This window comes from Halogranum amylolyticum, from assembly GCF_900110465.1.
Taxonomy (GTDB): Archaea; Halobacteriota; Halobacteria; order Halobacteriales; family Haloferacaceae; genus Halogranum; species Halogranum amylolyticum.
Genome location: NZ_FODV01000005.1, coordinates 346,379 through 362,265 on the forward strand (window position 1 = coordinate 346,379; position 15,887 = coordinate 362,265).

Sequence of the window (15,887 nt, forward strand, 5' to 3'; positions counted from 1 at the left end):
TACCGTGTTCGTTTCGCGGGTATGAATAGCTAGCCCCGACGACCGCCACGACCTCGATCGAAGCGATCACGGGAGTCGACGCGCGTCGAACCCCGACGGATCACTGGCGGATCATTCATACGGTCGAGGCATCGTCCCACCTCACCGGCGGACGTACCAGACGGCGAACGCCAGGCAGAGCACCAGCGCCCCGCCGAGGAAGAAGACCACTCCCGGCGGGAGCGTGGTCGCCGCCGACGTCGTCGCAGCGGTGTCAGCGGCCACCTGGACGCTCTCCGTGGTCGCCGCGTCGCCGCTGCCGGTCGACGCCAGTCCGAACCACGGACCGTCGGTGAGCAGGTACTGGGCGATCAGACTGCCGAATCCGAGAATACCGAGTCCGCCGAGCAGGCGTTTCAGCGCCGCCTTGAGACCGGTCGAGTCCTCCTCGCGCCCCGCGAAGACGACGAGCGGGCGATTCGAGGGGGCGTACACCTTCATCTCGCGTCCCTTCTCGGAGTAGACGGTGTCGGCGACGGTGACGAGGTCCGCGGCTTCGAGCTTGCCGAGGTGGTACTGGACGTTCTGCAGCGAGGTGTCGAGTCGATCGGCGAGCGAGGACGGCGAGTCGGGGTCCTCGTGGAGCGCCGAGAGGAGCTTTCGCGCCGTCGACGAGGAGAGCGCCGACAGCATCTCGTCGGCGTCCTCGCTGTCGACGCCGATCACCCGCGGTTCGGACGCTTCGACCGCCGAAGTGTCGGGACTGGAGGGCAACAGCTTCGCCATACGCACCCATACAGCGCAGGGGGAGACAAACCTGTTGCTCGACGTGACTTCCGGTCGACATATCTACGCCCCCGCCGAGGCGTCCGAGTTCGAGAGGTTTTTCACCGACAGGTCGGTGATACGCCCGTGTTCGACGAACTCGGACGCGGCGAACTGCTCGTCGCCGCGACCTACGCCTGCTCGGGACTGCTCGTCGCGCTCAGTGCGGTCAGGGACCCTGCCGTCCCCCTCGGCGGCGGACTGCTCGCGTCGGTCGCGCTCGTCTCGATCCCGCCGGTCGTCCTCCGAGAGATCGTGGCGACGAAGCGACTCGCGAACCCCCGCTTCGGCGACGACGTCACACTCGCGGACGACTAGCGCTCCGACCCCTCGTCGTCGACGACCAACACTCGCAGGTCGTTGACGTTCGTCCCCGTCGGCCCCGTCCGGACGACGGCGTCTCGCTCCTCGAGATACGGGAAGGCGTCGTTGTCGGCGAGCGCCTCGCGCGCCGCTTCGGGGTCCGAGACCGTCTCGCCGTCGACGAGCGCGCCGGCGACGTCGACGCCGCCGTCGCGGCCGTCGGTGTCGACCGCCCCGAGCACCGTCCGCGAACCGCCGAGTTCCAGCGCCGCCGCGAGCGCGAACTCCTGGTTCGGTCCGCCGCGACCGTCGCCGCGGACGGTGACGGTGGTTTCGCCACCGGCGAGCACGACGGCGGGCGTCGGGACGGGGTTGCCGGTCGTCACCGCCTCCTCACCGACGGCGACGTGGCTCTTGGCCGCCTCGCGGGCCTCGCCGCGAATCCGCGAGGAGAGGATGCAGGTCTCGTAGCCCCGCTCTCGTGCCACCGAGCGGGCCGCATCGAGCGCGGTGAACCCGTCGGCGAGCACGTGGTTCGTCACGCGCTCGAACACCGGGTCGTCGGCACGGGGCGTCTCCGCGACGTCGCCGGCGACGCCCGCTTCGAGTCGCTCGCGGACCGACTCGGGCGCGTCGATTCCGTACCTTTCGAGCACGGCCAGCGCCTCCGCGAACGTCGAGTCGTCGGGAGCGGTCGGACCGCTGGCGATGACGCCGAGGTCGTTGCCGACGACGTCGCTGAGCACGAGTCCGACCACCGTCGCCGGCGACGCCGCGCGGGCCAACTGGCCGCCCTTGACCGCCGAGAGATGTTTCCTGACGGCGTTGATCTCATCGATCTCTGCACCGGACTCCAGGAGGTCGGTCGTCGTCCGCTGGAGGTCGTCCAGCGAGATGCCCTCCGCGGGCGCGGCGAGCAACGCGCTCGCGCCGCCGGTGACGACGCCTAACACGAGCGTCCGCTCGTCGGCGTCGGTCAGAAGATCGAGGATGCGTCGCGCACCCTCGACGCCCGCCTCGTCCGGGACAGGGTGCGACCCGACGACGACGTCGACGTACTCCGTCTCCTCGGGGTCGCGCGTGACGACGACGCCGTCGGTGATTCGGTCGCCGAGCACCGCCTCGAGCGCCGTCGTGACGCCGCCGCCGGCCTTACCGCCGCCGACGACGAGGACGCGGTCATAGTCGGCGAGGTCGTACGTGGCGTCCTGAATCGTGAACGTGCCGCCGTCGAGCGAGACGGAGTCGTGGACGACCTGTTCGGGGTGGGCGGCGTCGACGCCCGCCTCGATGCAGGCGAGCGCGGTCTCGTGGGCCGACGTCTCGGCGAGCGCGTCGGCGTCCTCGATCTCGGTCATACCGGTGGGTCACGGTCGACCGGGAAAAACGCACCCGCTGCGGAGGAGATTGCGACGGGACGTCGACAGCGTCGCATCCGATCGTCGGTTCGCCAGTCCGACAACGGTAAACCCCGGGGGAATGTAGCGACTCGTCAATGAGTAACCGTGCGGAGTCTGCCCCCCAAGAGGGGAACGTGCGCGTGGTCGGGACGGCGCACGTCTCGGCGGACAGCGTCCGCGAGGTCGAAGAGACCATCGAGGCGGAGCGTCCCGACGTCGTCGCCGTCGAACTCGACGAGGGGCGATACCGCCAGTTGCAGGGCGAGACGCCCGACGACCTCGACGCGGGCGATCTACTGCGAGGCAACACCGTCTTCCAGTTCATCGCTTACTGGATGCTCTCCTACGTGCAGGCGCGGATGGGCGAGAAGTTCGACATCCAACCCGGGGCCGACATGCTGGCCGCCGTCGAGACCGCCGAGGAGTACGGGCTCGACGTCGCGCTCGTCGACCGGGACATCCAGACGACCATCCAGCGTTTCTGGCGACGGATGGGGTTCGTCGAGAAGCTGCGGATGGTCGGCGGACTCGCCTTCGGCGTCACCGACAGCCGCGTCGTGGGGCTGATGTTCGGCCTGCTGGTCGGAATCGTCGTCGGCCCCGTCATCGGCCTGTTCGGCGGGGCGTTCGGCGTCACCGACGCGCTGCTCGCGCGGGTCGCCGGCGGGGTCGTCCTCGGCGCCGGTGTCGGTCTCGCGCTGAGTTTCGTCGGCGACCTGTTCCTCGACGGTGACGACAGCCTCCTGCTCGCCGTCGGCGGCGGCATCACCGTCGCGATGGTGAGTGCGACGCTCGGCGTCGGCAGCGGTCTCGTCGGCGGGTTCGTGGCACAGGCGGTCGGCAGCATGGCGCTCGGCCTGTTCGTCGGCGCGCTGGTCGGCGTCGTCGCCGGGAGCGTCTTCGCCGTGACGGGGCTCGACGTCGAAGACGACTACGAGGAGCTCGACATGTCCGAACTGACCGATAAAGACGTCGTCACCGTGATGATGGAGGAGTTCCGCGAGTTCAGCCCCGGTGGGGCCGAGGCGCTCATCGACGAGCGCGACGCCTACATCGCCCACCAGCTCGTCGCGCTGCGGTCGCAGGGTCGAAACGTCGTCGCCGTCGTCGGCGCGGGTCACCGCGAGGGGATCGAACGCTACCTCGCGAACCCCGAAACGCTCCCGCCGATGGAGTCGCTCGTCGGCGAGGCCGAGAGCAGCGGTGTCCCGTGGTTCAAACTGTTCGGGGCGGCCATGTCCGTCGGCTTCCTCGCCTTCTTCGTCCTCCTGGCGATGGCGGGGGTCCGAAACGAGTTCCTCCTGCGACTGTTCGCCGCCTGGTTCGTCGTCAACGGCGTCTTCGCGGCCGGCCTCGCCAAACTGGCCGGGGCGCGCTGGTCGTCGGCCGCCGTCGGCGGCGGCGTCGCCTGGATGACGTCGGTCAACCCCCTGCTCGCGCCGGGGTGGTTCACCGGCTACATGGAACTGCGACACACGAACGTCAACGTCACCGACATCGCGACACTGAACGAACTGCTCGCCGACGAACAGCGACCCATCCGCGACATCGTCAGTGATATGTTCGACGTCCCGCTTTTCAAACTCATCATGGTCGTCGCGATGACCAACATCGGCAGTCTCGTCGCCAGCATCCTCTTTGCGACGTACATCCTGCCGCTGTTCGGAGCCGAACTCGGGGGTGTCGACGGGGTCACGCGCCTGATGGTCCAGGGTGCGACGCGGAGCTTCGACCTCATCGTGGGGGGGCTGACGTGAACCTGAGTTTCAGCGCCCGCGAGATGGGCGACCTCGTCGTCGCGTGGCTGGCGCTGGGTCTCGCCTTCGCCATCTTCTTCGAACGCGGCGCGACGGGCTTTCTCCAGTCGGGTGTCGTCTACCCCCTCGTCGTCAGTCTCCTGACTGCTGGCGTCGGCTTCCTCCTGCACGAACTGGCCCACAAGGTGGTCGCGGTCCGCTTCGACCAGGTCGCGGAGTTCCGCGCGGACTACAGCATGCTGTTCGTCGCCGTCATGAGCGCCGTCGTCGGCTTCCTGTTCGCCGCCCCCGGTGCGGTCCACCACCGCGGTTACCTGACCGAGCGGGAACACGGTCTCATCGCCTTCGCCGGCCCGGTGATGAACCTCCTGTTGGCGGGCGTCTCCGTCCCGCTGCTCGTGTTCGGTGTCTCGGCCGGTTCCGACCTGATCACCGAGATCGGCGCGAAGGGGCTCGCCATCAACCTCTTCTTGGCCGCGTTCAACCTCATCCCGTTCGGCGGCCTCGACGGGAAGACGGTCGTCGGCTGGAGCAAGGTGGTGTGGTTCGTGAGCTTCGTCGTCAGCGCGGCGCTCGCGTTCTTCGTCGTCTTCGTGCGACAGATCGGGTTCTGACGCTCCTCGCTGCTGTTCTCTTCCGAAGAACTGTCGAGTGCTCGTCCGACGCCGAGAGCGACGGTCGCTATCTGTTCTCCGGCCGGCCGGAGACGACGCGGAGCCCACCACAGATCTGCTCGACGGACGGGTCCGACGAGGGGCGCTCCGAGAGCGGGACGAGACTCAACAGCTCCTCGTCCTCCGTCTCTACCCACTCGACTCCGGACTCCGTGTCCCAGACACAGGGCGTCCACGCCCCCGACTCGAACCGCTCCCAGATGTCTACGTCGCCGTAGTAACGGCCGTCACTGCCTCGATAGATATTCCCTTCTCCCATGAGAGACTACAACGGTTCTCCATCCGAATAAGAGTTGTCACTATAACAGAATATTACAGAGATTGAATTGTCGATACAAATGGATAGTTCTCTTCGAACATGTCTACGGGCATGTCGGCCGGCCTCCACTCCGCCGCGACGCGCGGAGTGGAGGCCGTTCGACGTCCTCTCGAACGCGAACTCGGGGGAGGCGTTTCGAGCAGGCCCGTCCCCGAGTGTGGCATCCCGGCAGTCGCCCGCATCCAATGCAGGCAACTAGAGTACCATAGATTACTATATCAATGTTGTTGTGAAAATCCGAGTGAACCAGAGTAGTGCGATGAAGGGCCGCCTCGTTGCTTCGTCCGGAACTGCGTCCGAGAACGGCGAGTACGCCTTTGTGCGATGGGCGCGACAACGGTACCGAGATGGAGTCCATCAATCCGGCGACCGGCGAGCGGATCGACTCGTACGAGGAGCACACCGAGAGCGAGATCGACGACGCGCTCGACCACGCCACCGAGACGTTCGCGGAGTGGCGCGAGACCTCCTTCGCACACCGGCGGACGCTGATGGAGAACGCCGCCGACGTGCTTCGCGAGAACGAAGAGCAGTACGCCTCCCTGATGACCGAGGAGATGGGCAAACCGATCGAGCAGGCCCGTTCGGAGATCGAGAAGTGTGCGTGGGTCTGCGAGTACTACGCCGAGACGGCCGAGGAGCACCTCCAGGACGAGGTCCTCGGCGCGGAGTCCGACGCCCACGCGTTCGTGAGCTACGAGCCACTGGGGCCGGTGCTGGCGGTAATGCCGTGGAACTTCCCCTTCTGGCAGGTGTTCCGCTTCGCCGCACCCAACCTCTGTGCCGGCAACGTCGGCCTGCTCAAACACGCCTCGAACGTGCCGGGCTGTGCGAAGGCGATCGAAGAGGTGTTCCGCGAGGCCGGGTTCCCGGAGGGGGCGTTCACGTCGCTTCTGGCCGACTCCGACGAGATGAACGACGTCATCGACGACGAACGCGTGAAGGCCGTGACGCTCACCGGCAGCGAACCCGCGGGGCGTGCCGTCGCGGAGCGCGCCGGCGGGAACCTGAAGAAGACCGTCCTCGAACTCGGCGGTAGCGACCCGTTCGTCGTCCTCGACGACGCGCATCTGGAGGAGACCGTCGAGAAGGCCGCACAGGGACGACTCCAGAACTCCGGACAGTCCTGTATCGCCGCCAAGCGGTTCATCGTTCACACGGACGTCTACGACGAGTTCGTCGAGCGGTTCGTCGAGGAGATGGAGTCGTGGACCGTCGGCGACCCCGGCGACGAGGAGACGGAGGTCGGCCCACAGGCCCGCGAGGACCTGCTTGAGGAGCTCCACGAACAGGTACAGGACACTGTCGACGCCGGGGCGGACTGTCGACTCGGCGGTGAACCGCTGGACCGCGAGGGGGCGTTCTACCCGCCGACCGTCCTCGTCGACGTCCCCGAAGACTCCCCGGCAGCGACCGAGGAGACGTTCGGTCCGGCGGCGGCCGTCTTCGAGGTCGACGACGAGGAGGAGGCGCTGCGACTCGCCAACGACAGCTCCTTCGGCCTCGGCGCGAGCGTCTGGACGGGCGACCTCGAACGCGGCGAGCGGTTCGCCCGCGGGTTCGAGGCGGGCTGTTGTTTCGTCAACGAGGTCGTCAAGTCCGACCCGCGCGTGCCGTTCGGCGGCGTCAAGAACTCCGGCTACGGACGCGAGCTGGCAGCAGAGGGGATCCGCGAGTTCGTCAACCGGAAGACCGTCTGGGTCCAACACGGCCTGAGCGGTGAGGTCGAATGAACGGCGCAGAGCTCCTCGTCACCTGTCTGGAGGCCGAGGGCGTCGACCACGTGTTCGGCCTCCCCGGCGAGGAGTTGGAGGACGTGCTGTTCGCGCTCCGGGACTCGTCGATCGAGTTCGTCCCCGTCCGCCACGAGCAGGGGGCGGCGTTCATGGCCGACGTCCACGGACGGCTGACGGGCGATGCGGGCGTCTGTCTGTCGACGCTCGGGCCGGGTGCGACGAACCTGCTGACGGGCGTCGCCGACGCTCACCTCGACAAGTCGCCGCTCGTCGCCGTCACCGGCCAGGGGAGCCGCGAGCGACTCCACAAGGAGAGCCACCAGGCGCTCGACGTGGTCGACGTCTTCGAGTCGGTGGTGAAGTGGAACACCCAGCTCGACGACGTGGCCGTCATCAACGAGTCGGTCCGCAAGGCGTTCAAACTCGCCGAGTACGAGAAACCCGGTGCGACGCATCTGGAGATCCCCGAAGACGTCGCCGCCGAAGCGGTCGACGACGAACCGCTCCCGGTGCGCGACCCCGTCCGCCGATCAGACCCCGACCACCAGTCGGTAGAGCGAGCGGCCCGCCACCTCACCGACGCCGACAGACCCGTCGTGCTCGCCGGTAACGGAGCCGTACGAGCGGACGCCTCGGCGTGTCTCCGCGAGTTCGTCGAGTCGACCGGACTGCCGGTCGTCGCGACCTACATGGGGAAGGGAGCCATCTCCGACAGACGGGCACAGTCGCTGATGACGCTCGACTCCGGGCCCGACGGCGAGGCCGCGGACGTCGTCGAACGCGCCGACTGCGTGCTCGCGGTGGGCTACGACATCGCCGAACACGACCCCGAAGGGTGGAACCCGAACAAGGAGACGACGGTGCTACATCTCGACCACGAACCCGCGGAGGTGTACGAACACTACAACCCCGAGGTGGAGATCGTCGCCGACCTCTCCCGTGGTCTGGAACGACTCACCGAGTCGGTCGACCGGACGAAAGAGACGTGGTGTGCCGACGTCCACGAGACGGTGCTGGACCACGCGTTGACGAAGCCCGACGCGGACGACCCGACGACGGTCGCCGGCGTACTCCCGTATCTCCGAGAGGCGATGGCCGACGAGGACGTGCTGCTCTCGGACGTCGGCAGCCACAAGATGGCGATCGCCAGGGGATTCCCCGTCTACGAACCGAACACCTGCATCATGTCTAACGGCCTGGCGAGCATGGGTATCGCCGTCCCCGGTGGCGTCGCCGCCGACCTCGCCGTCGACTCGAACGTCGTCGTCGCGACGGGTGACGGCGGCTTCCTGATGAACGCCGCAGAACTGGAGACTGCGGCGCGACTCGGACTCGGCTTCACCGTCCTGCTGTTCGTCGACGACGACTACGGGCTCATCTCGGAGAAACAGGAGTCCCACACCGGCGAGTCGTTCGGGACCCGGCTGTCGAACCCGGAGTTCGTCGGGTTCGCGGAGAGTTTCGGCATGGCGGCTCACCGCGTCGAGACGTGGGAGGAACTGTCGTCGGTGCTGGCGTCGGCGGTGCCGTCCGACGAGTTGACGCTCGTCGAAGTTCCGCTCGACGGGGAGGCGGCGAGCGGCGGTACTCCGAAGGAGTAGTCGTAGAGAGCGGGTACGCTACGCTTGACGATAGTCGTGCCCGACGCGGAGTGCAACGACGTTCGCGACGAGCAGGCCGAGGAAGACGATCGCTCGGCTGCCGTCGATGCCGTCGAACAGGAGGGGCACGTACAGGAACGGGAGGGCGATTGCGGCCCAGAACCCGACGAACCTGATCGGACCCAGCGCCATCTGGAGGGCAGTAGACCCCGTATCGAGCGAGGAGTGGTCGTTGGCTGTAGTTGACGCGCCTGACATCTGGAGCACCTACATTCTGATAAGCCTGATAGACTCATATAACGAAGAGACCGTTCACCCGAGTTCACCTTCCTCTGTGACACCCTACTACCGACTGAGAGCGGTCGAGAGGCCGTATATGTCGATCTCGCCTTATCGCTTTCGTTCGACGGAGAGTCACGCTGCAAGGATGTTGCTAAGCCGTCACGAACCGCGAAACCGGGCGTTTAGGGGGTTGGTAGTGGGTGACTACGGGTCGTTAGGCCCATGTTAGACACTACCATTCACACCATTGGCCGCGAGTTAGTATCCACCCAACCGGACGGGTCGGCGAACGGTGGGCTTTTCTCCCCCGATTACGCGGGTTCGCACATGAACGAGGACGCCGAAGAGGAACTCACGTACGCGGAGTCGGGAGTCGACATCGAGGCCAGCGAGGCGGCCACGGCGGCGCTCGTCGGTGCGGTCGGCGAGAGCGAAGGCGACTACGCGGGGCTGTTGGACATCGGCGACCGCTATCTCGCGCTCGCGACCGACGGCGTCGGAACGAAGCTGCTCGTCGCCGAGGCGCTCGGCGACTACTCGACGGTCGGGATCGACTGCATCGCGATGAACGTCAACGACCTCGTGGCGGCGGGGGTCCGCCCGGTCGCGTTCGTCGACTATCTCGCCGTCGACACGCCCGACGAGACGTTCGCCGAGCAGGTCGGGACGGGACTCGCCGCCGGTGCCGCGGAGGCCGACATCGAACTCGTCGGCGGCGAGACAGCGGTGATGCCCGAGGTCGTGAAGGGGCTCGACCTCGCGGGCACCGTCGCCGGACTGGCCGCGAAAGACGCCATCTTCCCCGCTGAGGCCGAACCCGGCGACGCGCTCGTCGGCTTCCGCTCCTCCGGCATTCACTCGAACGGGCTGACGCTCGCCCGCACGGCGGCCACCCGGAACCACGAGTACACCGACGAGTATCCGTTCGACGACTACGACACCGTCGGCGAGGCGCTCCTGGAGCCGACGAAGATCTATACGCATCTGCTCGATCCGATGCGCGAACACGACGTCCACGCCGCCGCTCACGTCACCGGCGGTGGGTGGACGAACCTCGAACGGATGGGTGACTACCGCTACGAGATCGACGACGCCTTCGAGCCGCAGTCGGTCTTCGAGTTCATCCAGTCGGAGGGCAACGTCTCCGACGAGGAGATGCACCGGACGTTCAACATGGGGACTGGTTTCGTGGCGGCGCTCGCCCCCGACGACGCCGAGGCGCTCGCCGACGCGACGGACGGGCGCGTCGTCGGCCACGTCGAGGAGGGCGAAGGCGTGTCGGTCCGCGGACTGGAGCTGTAGTCAGACCGACCGCGGATCGTCGGTACCGGAGAGACGGTAGCCGAACCGCGACCAGAAGCGTTCGACTCCGACGCCGACGAGGAGGAGTCCGCCGACGGCGGTGAGATACCAGCCGACGGCAGGGACGTATCCGCCGACGGCCGCGTTCTGCCAGTAGACGGCCACCGCGACGAGCGACAGCACGCCGACGACGAGGGTCGCGGTCTCGGAGACGACCCGCGAAGCGAACCCGTGGAGGGCACCGACGACGAGAACGGCGGGGAGCAACAGCGCACCCCAGGTGTCGAGTCCCGTCTGGAGGCCGGGGAGGGCCACCAACCAGCTGTTCGACGCGAGCCACGGAGACAGAGACCCCGTGGCGACCAGCGCCGACGCGAGGAGCGTGATCGCAGACCGAGTAGTAGACGGCAGGCGGCTCATTGTCAGTCGTTAACAGCCGCACGATATCCGCCTTTCGCTCGGCGCAAAAACGAGCGAGAGAGAGAGAGGAGTCAGGAGAGCTGTCGAGCGATGTCGGCCTCAGTGATGATGCCGACCGCTTCGCCGGCCTGCGTCACCATCACGGCCTTGTAGTGGTCGAGCAGGTTCCGCACCTCGTCGACGGTCGCGTCGGGCGACACCGACGGGAACGACTCGCTCATGATTTCGCTGACCGGGAGGGTGCCGACGTCGTCGCCCGCGCGGATGATGTCGCTGTGACTGATCGACCCGACCGGGATCCCCGCCTGGATGACCGGGAGCTGCGAGTACGCGGCGTCGTCCATCTGCTGTTCGGCCTCTCGGACCGCCTCGTCGGGCGCGACGCTGACGATGGTCTCGTGCATGATGTCGTCGGCGCGGACGACACTCCCCTCCGCCTCGTCGAGCGCGTTGACGATGCGTCGGAGCGTCGACAGGCGCGGATCGACGTCACCGCCCTCGATGCGGGCGATCAGCGGCTGCGAGACGCCGGCCATCTCGGCCAGTTGACTCTGCGTCAGTTCGAGCGACGTCCGTCGCTCTCTGAGGTCTTGCGGCGTGGGGAGTTCCATACCAACTCATAACCCAGGGTTATTAGAAAAACTTTCGACGCAGACGACTCTCGGTGTGACTGGCGTTCGCACTGCGAGAACTACAACCGTCTCGGAGCGTGCCACTCGGAGAGAGTACTGAAGCCGGCCGGAGACCCAACGATCCTCGGCGAGCCACGAGGCCAGTTCTCACGTGGAGACGCGCCGAGCTGCGACGAGAGTCGCTCTCAGTCCCGTTCGTCGTCCTCGTCGCCCTCGGTCTCGACGATCTCGATGACCGACAGCGGGACGTCGCGGAGCGCACCGCCGACTTCGCTCTTGGCGATGCGGGAGGCGTGTTCCTCGTTCTCGGCGTTGAAGATCTCGATCTCCATCAGCAGTCCGACGAGCGCCGTGTCGGCGGCGATGAACGCCGAGTCGAACGGTTCGCCGCAGGCCGGACAGCCAGTGACGCCGACCTCCACCTCGACGTACTCCTTGTTCTTCTGGTTTAATCGCTTGCCGGCCTCGCTGACGGCGACACCGATAGCGTCGTCGATATCGTCGACGTCGCGGACGAGCCACGCCGCCTCCATCGCGACGAGATAGTTACTCATACCCCCAGAGATGGGGTGGAGGGTTTCGTGCTTTGTGGTTCGCGCGCCACCGCGGGAGGCTCACCCTTGGGTGACGGAACCACGCCACAGACGGCGTCTCGATGCCGAAACCGAGCGTCCGATGCGCGCATCACCAGCCGATTATTCTCATAACTTACGAGAATCGCTGCCGTCAGCGACCGAGTAATTTTCCGAATCTCTCTCGAAGTCCCAGTTCAGTTTCGTCTGCTACAACTTCGGTTGAATCGCAAGACTGGACCGGGGTAGACTCGCCCGCCGGGCGGGAAAGCTTATATAGGCCGACGTCGCCCCCACGGGTAGGTCGATGATCGAAACGGCGTCGCGGTTGACCCTGTTCGCACTGTACCAGTTCACCGTCGCACTGGGAATCCTCCTGTTCCCCGTCGCGGTCCTCGCCCGCCGCGTGGGAGTGGAGCTCCCGCTCGGTCGGGTCGTCGCCCGACTCGGTACCGCCTACGAGAACGTGGACGCTCGCTAACCTCCCCGCCCCCACCCGTTCTGTGCAGTTCGGTTCCGCCAGTGATCACGCCGACGAACCGCTCGTCCGAGCGGTGCCGGCAGGGGCAAGCCGGGAGGGAAGGGTGGCATTTATCAGCGCGCCGGGCCAAGTGGGGGCTAATGCGTACGCCAGGCGACTTCTCCAGCAATCTCGACGCGCTGAACGGCGACCACTCCAACGTGTTCGGCCCGGAACTCGGCGAGTTCCCGGAGACCGAGCGCCGCGCGGAGTCGTCGCCCGACGAAGAAATGAAGACGGGAACGACCACGGTCGGCCTCAAGACCAGCGAGGGCGTCGTCCTCGCGACCGACATGCGCGCCAGCATGGGCTACATGGTCTCCTCGAAGGACGTCCAGAAGGTCGAGCAGATCCACCCGACGGCCGCGCTCACCATCGCCGGATCGGTCTCGGCTGCCCAGTCGCTCATCCGCTCGCTGCGCGCGGAGACGAGCCTCTACGAGACCCGTCGCGACAAGGACATGAGCATGCGCGCGCTCGCGACGCTGCTCGCGAACTTCCTACGTTCGGGTGCGTTCTTCGTCGTCCAGCCCATCCTGGGCGGCGTCGACGACGAAGGACCGCACGTCTACAGCATGGACGCACTCGGCGGGATGAGCGAAGAGGACTACACCGTCACCGGTTCCGGCAGTCAGTACGCCCTCGGTGTGCTCGAGCAGCACTACGACGAGGAGCTCTCCGTCGAGGAGGCAAAGACCGTCGCCGCGAAGGCGATCCAGAGCGCCGTCGAGCGTGACCTCGCCTCCGGCAACGGGATCAACGTCGCCGTCGTCACCGAAGACGGCGTCGACGTCACCCGTCACAAGGACTTCGCGGAAGTCCTCTGAACGTCCGAAAAAAGCACTCGTTACCGCACTGTTTTCTACACCCAGTCGGCGAAGCTTCCGTCGAGCAGCGTCTCCGCCTGCTTTCGGATGTACGCCTGCTGCATCCCCGTGATCGCTGCTTCGAGGTCGTCGCCGTCGGCGAGCCGTGACTCCACTCGTTCGCGTTTCCAGCTCGCCGGCGTGCGCGCCGCCTCGACGCGCGCCTGCAGCGGCGCGATGTACCGTTCGGCTTCGGCGGCGCTACAGCCCGCGGACTTCAGGCCGTCGGCGGCGTGAGCCAGTAGGTCGTCGTAGACCTCGACCGGGTTAGTCGTCTCCTGGCCGTCGTTGGTCACCCACCGTTGACCGCTGTCGAGACCGTCGCGCATGGCGGCGTAGAAGTTCTCTCTGGCGACCGTCCAGTCCATGTCGGCGACGGGGTGCCGACGCTGGGGGAGACTCTCCATCAGCCCCGCGAACGCCGCCTGGAACGCGATGGAGTCTCTGACCGTCGGCTGGGCGGGGATCGGACGGAACTCGACGCGGGCGTTCGCCGACGAGCGCGTCGCGCCGCCGAACACCGGGCGAACCCACCGCCAGTAGGTGCCGTGTTTCATCCGGAGCGTCGCGAACTTGTCGTCGAAGCGGTCGCCGTCGCGGGAGACGGGCATCGGGACGAACGTCTCGTCTTCGAGGACGCGGTCGACCGCCTGGTCGACGCTCTCGAGGTCCTCCGGAAACGCGACCTTGTCGCTCTGTGTCGCCGTGTTCAACACCGACTCGAACACGCGGATCCGGTGTTCGTCCCACGCCTCGGCGATCACCGTCTCGGCGTCGACGTCCTCGTCGTAGAGATCGGGCGGGAAGAACGGCGAGTTGACGCCGAGTGCGAGCAGCGGACCGGCGACGCGGGTGGCGTAGTTGAAGTACGTCGGCAAGTCGGCCGCGTGCGACATCTGGTAGTGAGGTTGGATCGAGGTGATGAGGCTCTCGGGCATCACCGTCGGCGCCTCGTACGAGACGTTCGGTGCCTCGACGGCGAACGTCTCGGGTGCGTCCGGCCCGTTCGCCATCGCGTGATACCGGACGGCGTCGCTCATGTTGGTCGCGATGTCGACGCCGTCGTCGTCGACGCTCCCGCCGAGGTACTCGCGGGCCGTCTCGCCGGCGGGCGGGATCGTCCACAGCGCGTCGCTGACGAGACGCATCCCTTCCGACCGCGTGCAGTCGAGGGCGGCGCTCAGTCGTGCGAGGACCTCCGACTCCTGTGCCCGCAGTCCGTGGGGGTTGAACGGTTGCGGGCTCGTACTCATCTCGGCGTTGTGGAGGCCCAGTTCCTTCTCGAACCCGATGAGTTCGAGCAGTCGTCGTGGAACGCGCATCAGCGAACACGCCAGATCCTCGTCGCCCGACCACCGACCGTCGTCGACGGCGTAGAACTCGTACTCGAAGCCGACGATAGACTGGTGGTTGTCGAACGTCCCGTCTCTGAGTTCGTCCTTGACGACTTCGGCGTCGGCCTCGGCTTCCGCCCGGAACGCCTCGACGTCGATGGCGAGAACGTCCCGAACGGCCCCCGCGAGGTCCTTGCTCATACCCCTACTGTGCGACGACTGTTCTTCAAGCCGTTGGCTCGGTCACAGCGGCGGGGACAGACCAGAGAAAGAGTTAGTGTCTCGTGACACCATACCACACGTATGGCGAAGAACTCTGCCCCACCATCCGAACCGACGGAGACCAGTCTGGAACCGCTGTCGACCTACGAGTGTCTCGAGTGCGGCGCGCGGACGGAGGCCGCCCACCACCCCCCGATGTGTGAACGTTGCGGCGGCGAGATGCAGAACCTCAGCGTCACGCGCGGACAGTGAGAACGGTCATCGATGATCATTTTTACGACCTGCTGTCGTCGCACGAAAGAACTATCTCCGTCATCGACATCTCTCGGATATGTCCGACTCGACGCTGTCCTCTCTGCAGGCGTTCTTCGACGAAGTCGAGGACCCGAACCGGTCGCTGGTCGTCGTGAACCGCCGCGAACCGAAGGCGGTCCAGTCGCTCCTCGAGTCGGCGTTCGCCGAGCAGTCGGTAACCGTCTCCGAACTCGACCTGTCGGACGAGGCCGACGACGTCGTCGTCGTCCTGGACGGGAAGCGAGTAGTGGCGACGTCGCCACTCTCGGAGGTGATGAACGCGCTGTTGCTCGTGAACTCCGACCGGTACATCACGGGGACCAGCGGTGTCGACGACAGCGGTGTCCCGGACGTGTTGACCGCGCTCGACGGCGTCGAGTTCGAACTGCGTGGCTACCCTGCCTCCAACAAGGAGAAGCTCCTCCTCATCGTCATCTCACGCTACGTCGAGCGACTCGCACTCACCGTCGGAGACGGCCGCCTCAGGTCGACGTTCCAGCGACTCTCGCGACTCGCCGACGAGCGAGGGACACGCGCCATCTACGAGCGACTCGCGGCGTCGACCGTCGACGTCCACGTCTACGGCACGGCTGGCTGGGGCCCACCGACGTCGCTCGATCTCACCGTTCACACGGGAACCAGTGCCGACTATCGGCAGTCGTGGTGTGTCGTCTTCGTTCCGGAACGCGCGAGTGAGAGACACGCCGCACTGGTAGCGCTGGAGACCGGTCCGAACGTCTGGCGGGGAACGTGGACGTACGACCCCGAGCGAGTCCGTCGTGTCGACCGGTATCTCGAACGGCGGTTCTGAGCGGGCGCGACCGCTTCGGCGGCCTTTTGAGCGACGAG

Annotated in this window: 18 protein-coding genes; 10 read left to right on the forward strand and 8 right to left on the reverse strand. The window is 66.6% G+C overall.

Annotated features, from left to right (window positions below):
• Positions 1-141: 141 nt before the first annotated feature.
• Entirely contained in the window at positions 142-765 is a 624-nt protein-coding gene (locus tag BSG17_RS12715; RefSeq protein ID WP_089824727.1) for an ArsR/SmtB family transcription factor, read from the reverse strand.
• Between the two features lie 126 nt (positions 766-891).
• Here BSG17_RS12715 and BSG17_RS12720 point away from each other — a divergent pair, with 126 nt between their 5' ends.
• Positions 892-1,122 (forward strand): hypothetical protein, encoded by a 231-nt coding sequence (locus BSG17_RS12720; protein ID WP_089824620.1) that lies wholly within the window; start codon positions 892-894, stop codon positions 1,120-1,122.
• Here BSG17_RS12720 and BSG17_RS12725 read toward each other — a convergent pair.
• Positions 1,119-2,456 (reverse strand): glycerate kinase type-2 family protein, encoded by a 1,338-nt coding sequence (locus tag BSG17_RS12725; protein ID WP_170864800.1) that lies wholly within the window; start codon positions 2,454-2,456, stop codon positions 1,119-1,121. The two genes, BSG17_RS12720 and BSG17_RS12725, sit on opposite strands and share 4 nt — an antisense overlap.
• Before the next feature lie 146 nt (positions 2,457-2,602).
• Here BSG17_RS12725 and BSG17_RS12730 point away from each other — a divergent pair, with 146 nt between their 5' ends.
• Together BSG17_RS12730 and BSG17_RS12735 are read left to right on the forward strand one after the other, a co-directional pair.
• Positions 2,603-4,264 (forward strand): TraB/GumN family protein, encoded by a 1,662-nt coding sequence (locus BSG17_RS12730; protein WP_089824624.1) that lies wholly within the window; start codon positions 2,603-2,605, stop codon positions 4,262-4,264.
• Complete coding sequence (locus tag BSG17_RS12735) at positions 4,261-4,878, forward strand: zinc metalloprotease (RefSeq protein ID WP_089824626.1); 618 nt, start codon at positions 4,261-4,263, stop codon at positions 4,876-4,878. Before BSG17_RS12730 ends, BSG17_RS12735 begins: the two co-directional genes overlap by 4 nt.
• A 67-nt stretch (positions 4,879-4,945) precedes the next feature.
• Here the strand turns inward: BSG17_RS12735 and BSG17_RS12740 are convergent, their stop codons facing one another.
• Complete coding sequence (locus BSG17_RS12740) at positions 4,946-5,197, reverse strand: hypothetical protein (RefSeq protein ID WP_089824628.1); 252 nt, start codon at positions 5,195-5,197, stop codon at positions 4,946-4,948.
• A gap of 407 nt (positions 5,198-5,604) precedes the next feature.
• On the opposite strand from BSG17_RS12740, the gene BSG17_RS12745 reads away from it, so the two are divergent.
• Both BSG17_RS12745 and BSG17_RS12750 read left to right on the forward strand, forming a co-directional pair.
• Positions 5,605-6,990 (forward strand): NAD-dependent succinate-semialdehyde dehydrogenase, encoded by a 1,386-nt coding sequence (locus tag BSG17_RS12745; RefSeq protein ID WP_089824630.1) that lies wholly within the window; start codon positions 5,605-5,607, stop codon positions 6,988-6,990.
• Positions 6,987-8,594, forward strand: coding sequence for an acetolactate synthase large subunit (locus BSG17_RS12750; RefSeq protein ID WP_089824632.1), 1,608 nt, complete (start codon positions 6,987-6,989; stop codon positions 8,592-8,594). Before BSG17_RS12745 ends, BSG17_RS12750 begins: the two co-directional genes overlap by 4 nt.
• Positions 8,595-8,612: 18 nt before the next feature.
• Here BSG17_RS12750 and BSG17_RS26005 read toward each other — a convergent pair whose 3' ends face one another.
• Positions 8,613-8,852: a DUF8028 family protein gene (locus BSG17_RS26005; RefSeq protein ID WP_139246602.1), complete on the reverse strand. Its 240-nt coding sequence runs from the start codon at positions 8,850-8,852 to the stop codon at positions 8,613-8,615.
• 351 nt (positions 8,853-9,203) lie between these two features.
• On the opposite strand from BSG17_RS26005, the gene purM reads away from it, so the two are divergent.
• A complete protein-coding gene (purM, locus tag BSG17_RS12755) occupies positions 9,204-10,178 on the forward strand; it encodes a phosphoribosylformylglycinamidine cyclo-ligase (RefSeq protein ID WP_089824633.1) in 975 nt (324 codons plus the stop codon).
• Here purM and BSG17_RS12760 read toward each other — a convergent pair whose 3' ends face one another.
• The 3 genes from BSG17_RS12760 to BSG17_RS12770 all read right to left on the reverse strand — a co-directional run bounded on the left by BSG17_RS12760 (position 10,179) and on the right by BSG17_RS12770 (position 11,784).
• On the reverse strand, positions 10,179-10,598 hold the full coding sequence (locus BSG17_RS12760) for a hypothetical protein (RefSeq protein ID WP_089824635.1): 420 nt from the start codon (positions 10,596-10,598) through the stop codon (positions 10,179-10,181). It abuts the gene before it with no gap.
• 71 nt (positions 10,599-10,669) lie between these two features.
• Positions 10,670-11,209: a CBS domain-containing protein gene (locus BSG17_RS12765; protein ID WP_089824636.1), complete on the reverse strand. Its 540-nt coding sequence runs from the start codon at positions 11,207-11,209 to the stop codon at positions 10,670-10,672.
• Positions 11,210-11,415: 206 nt separating this feature from the next.
• Positions 11,416-11,784, reverse strand: coding sequence for a DUF555 domain-containing protein (locus tag BSG17_RS12770; protein ID WP_089824638.1), 369 nt, complete (start codon positions 11,782-11,784; stop codon positions 11,416-11,418).
• 325 nt (positions 11,785-12,109) lie between these two features.
• On the opposite strand from BSG17_RS12770, the gene BSG17_RS27035 reads away from it, so the two are divergent.
• Positions 12,110-12,283: a hypothetical protein gene (locus BSG17_RS27035; RefSeq protein WP_170864797.1), complete on the forward strand. Its 174-nt coding sequence runs from the start codon at positions 12,110-12,112 to the stop codon at positions 12,281-12,283.
• A gap of 140 nt (positions 12,284-12,423) precedes the next feature.
• On the forward strand, positions 12,424-13,149 hold the full coding sequence (gene psmB / locus BSG17_RS12775) for an archaeal proteasome endopeptidase complex subunit beta (protein ID WP_089824641.1): 726 nt from the start codon (positions 12,424-12,426) through the stop codon (positions 13,147-13,149).
• Between the two features lie 35 nt (positions 13,150-13,184).
• Here psmB and BSG17_RS12780 read toward each other — a convergent pair whose 3' ends face one another.
• Positions 13,185-14,723, reverse strand: coding sequence for a glutamate-cysteine ligase family protein (locus BSG17_RS12780; RefSeq protein WP_089824643.1), 1,539 nt, complete (start codon positions 14,721-14,723; stop codon positions 13,185-13,187).
• A gap of 102 nt (positions 14,724-14,825) precedes the next feature.
• Here BSG17_RS12780 and BSG17_RS26010 point away from each other — a divergent pair, with 102 nt between their 5' ends.
• Both BSG17_RS26010 and BSG17_RS12785 read left to right on the forward strand, forming a co-directional pair.
• Complete coding sequence (locus tag BSG17_RS26010) at positions 14,826-14,996, forward strand: rubrerythrin-like domain-containing protein (protein WP_139246603.1); 171 nt, start codon at positions 14,826-14,828, stop codon at positions 14,994-14,996.
• 79 nt (positions 14,997-15,075) lie between these two features.
• Positions 15,076-15,849 (forward strand): DICT sensory domain-containing protein, encoded by a 774-nt coding sequence (locus BSG17_RS12785; RefSeq protein ID WP_089824645.1) that lies wholly within the window; start codon positions 15,076-15,078, stop codon positions 15,847-15,849.
• The last annotated feature ends 38 nt before the right edge of the window (positions 15,850-15,887 follow it).

What these genes read in the sequence shown, in the direction of transcription:
- BSG17_RS12745 (WP_089824630.1), top strand. Translation starts at nt 5,605, where the DNA reads ATGGAGTCCATCAATCCGGCGACCGGCGAGCGGATCGACTCGTACGAG.
- purM (WP_089824633.1), top strand. Translation starts at nt 9,204, where the DNA reads ATGAACGAGGACGCCGAAGAGGAACTCACGTACGCGGAGTCGGGAGTC.
- BSG17_RS26010 (WP_139246603.1), top strand. Translation starts at nt 14,826, where the DNA reads ATGGCGAAGAACTCTGCCCCACCATCCGAACCGACGGAGACCAGTCTG.
- psmB (WP_089824641.1), top strand. Translation starts at nt 12,424, where the DNA reads ATGCGTACGCCAGGCGACTTCTCCAGCAATCTCGACGCGCTGAACGGC.
- BSG17_RS26005 (WP_139246602.1), bottom strand. Translation starts at nt 8,852, where the DNA reads ATGTCAGGCGCGTCAACTACAGCCAACGACCACTCCTCGCTCGATACG.
- BSG17_RS27035 (WP_170864797.1), top strand. Translation starts at nt 12,110, where the DNA reads ATGATCGAAACGGCGTCGCGGTTGACCCTGTTCGCACTGTACCAGTTC.
- BSG17_RS12740 (WP_089824628.1), bottom strand. Translation starts at nt 5,197, where the DNA reads ATGGGAGAAGGGAATATCTATCGAGGCAGTGACGGCCGTTACTACGGC.
- BSG17_RS12765 (WP_089824636.1), bottom strand. Translation starts at nt 11,209, where the DNA reads ATGGAACTCCCCACGCCGCAAGACCTCAGAGAGCGACGGACGTCGCTC.
- BSG17_RS12750 (WP_089824632.1), top strand. Translation starts at nt 6,987, where the DNA reads ATGAACGGCGCAGAGCTCCTCGTCACCTGTCTGGAGGCCGAGGGCGTC.
- BSG17_RS12715 (WP_089824727.1), bottom strand. Translation starts at nt 765, where the DNA reads ATGGCGAAGCTGTTGCCCTCCAGTCCCGACACTTCGGCGGTCGAAGCG.
- BSG17_RS12730 (WP_089824624.1), top strand. Translation starts at nt 2,603, where the DNA reads ATGAGTAACCGTGCGGAGTCTGCCCCCCAAGAGGGGAACGTGCGCGTG.
- BSG17_RS12760 (WP_089824635.1), bottom strand. Translation starts at nt 10,598, where the DNA reads ATGAGCCGCCTGCCGTCTACTACTCGGTCTGCGATCACGCTCCTCGCG.
- BSG17_RS12785 (WP_089824645.1), top strand. Translation starts at nt 15,076, where the DNA reads ATGTCCGACTCGACGCTGTCCTCTCTGCAGGCGTTCTTCGACGAAGTC.
- BSG17_RS12770 (WP_089824638.1), bottom strand. Translation starts at nt 11,784, where the DNA reads ATGAGTAACTATCTCGTCGCGATGGAGGCGGCGTGGCTCGTCCGCGAC.
- BSG17_RS12780 (WP_089824643.1), bottom strand. Translation starts at nt 14,723, where the DNA reads ATGAGCAAGGACCTCGCGGGGGCCGTTCGGGACGTTCTCGCCATCGAC.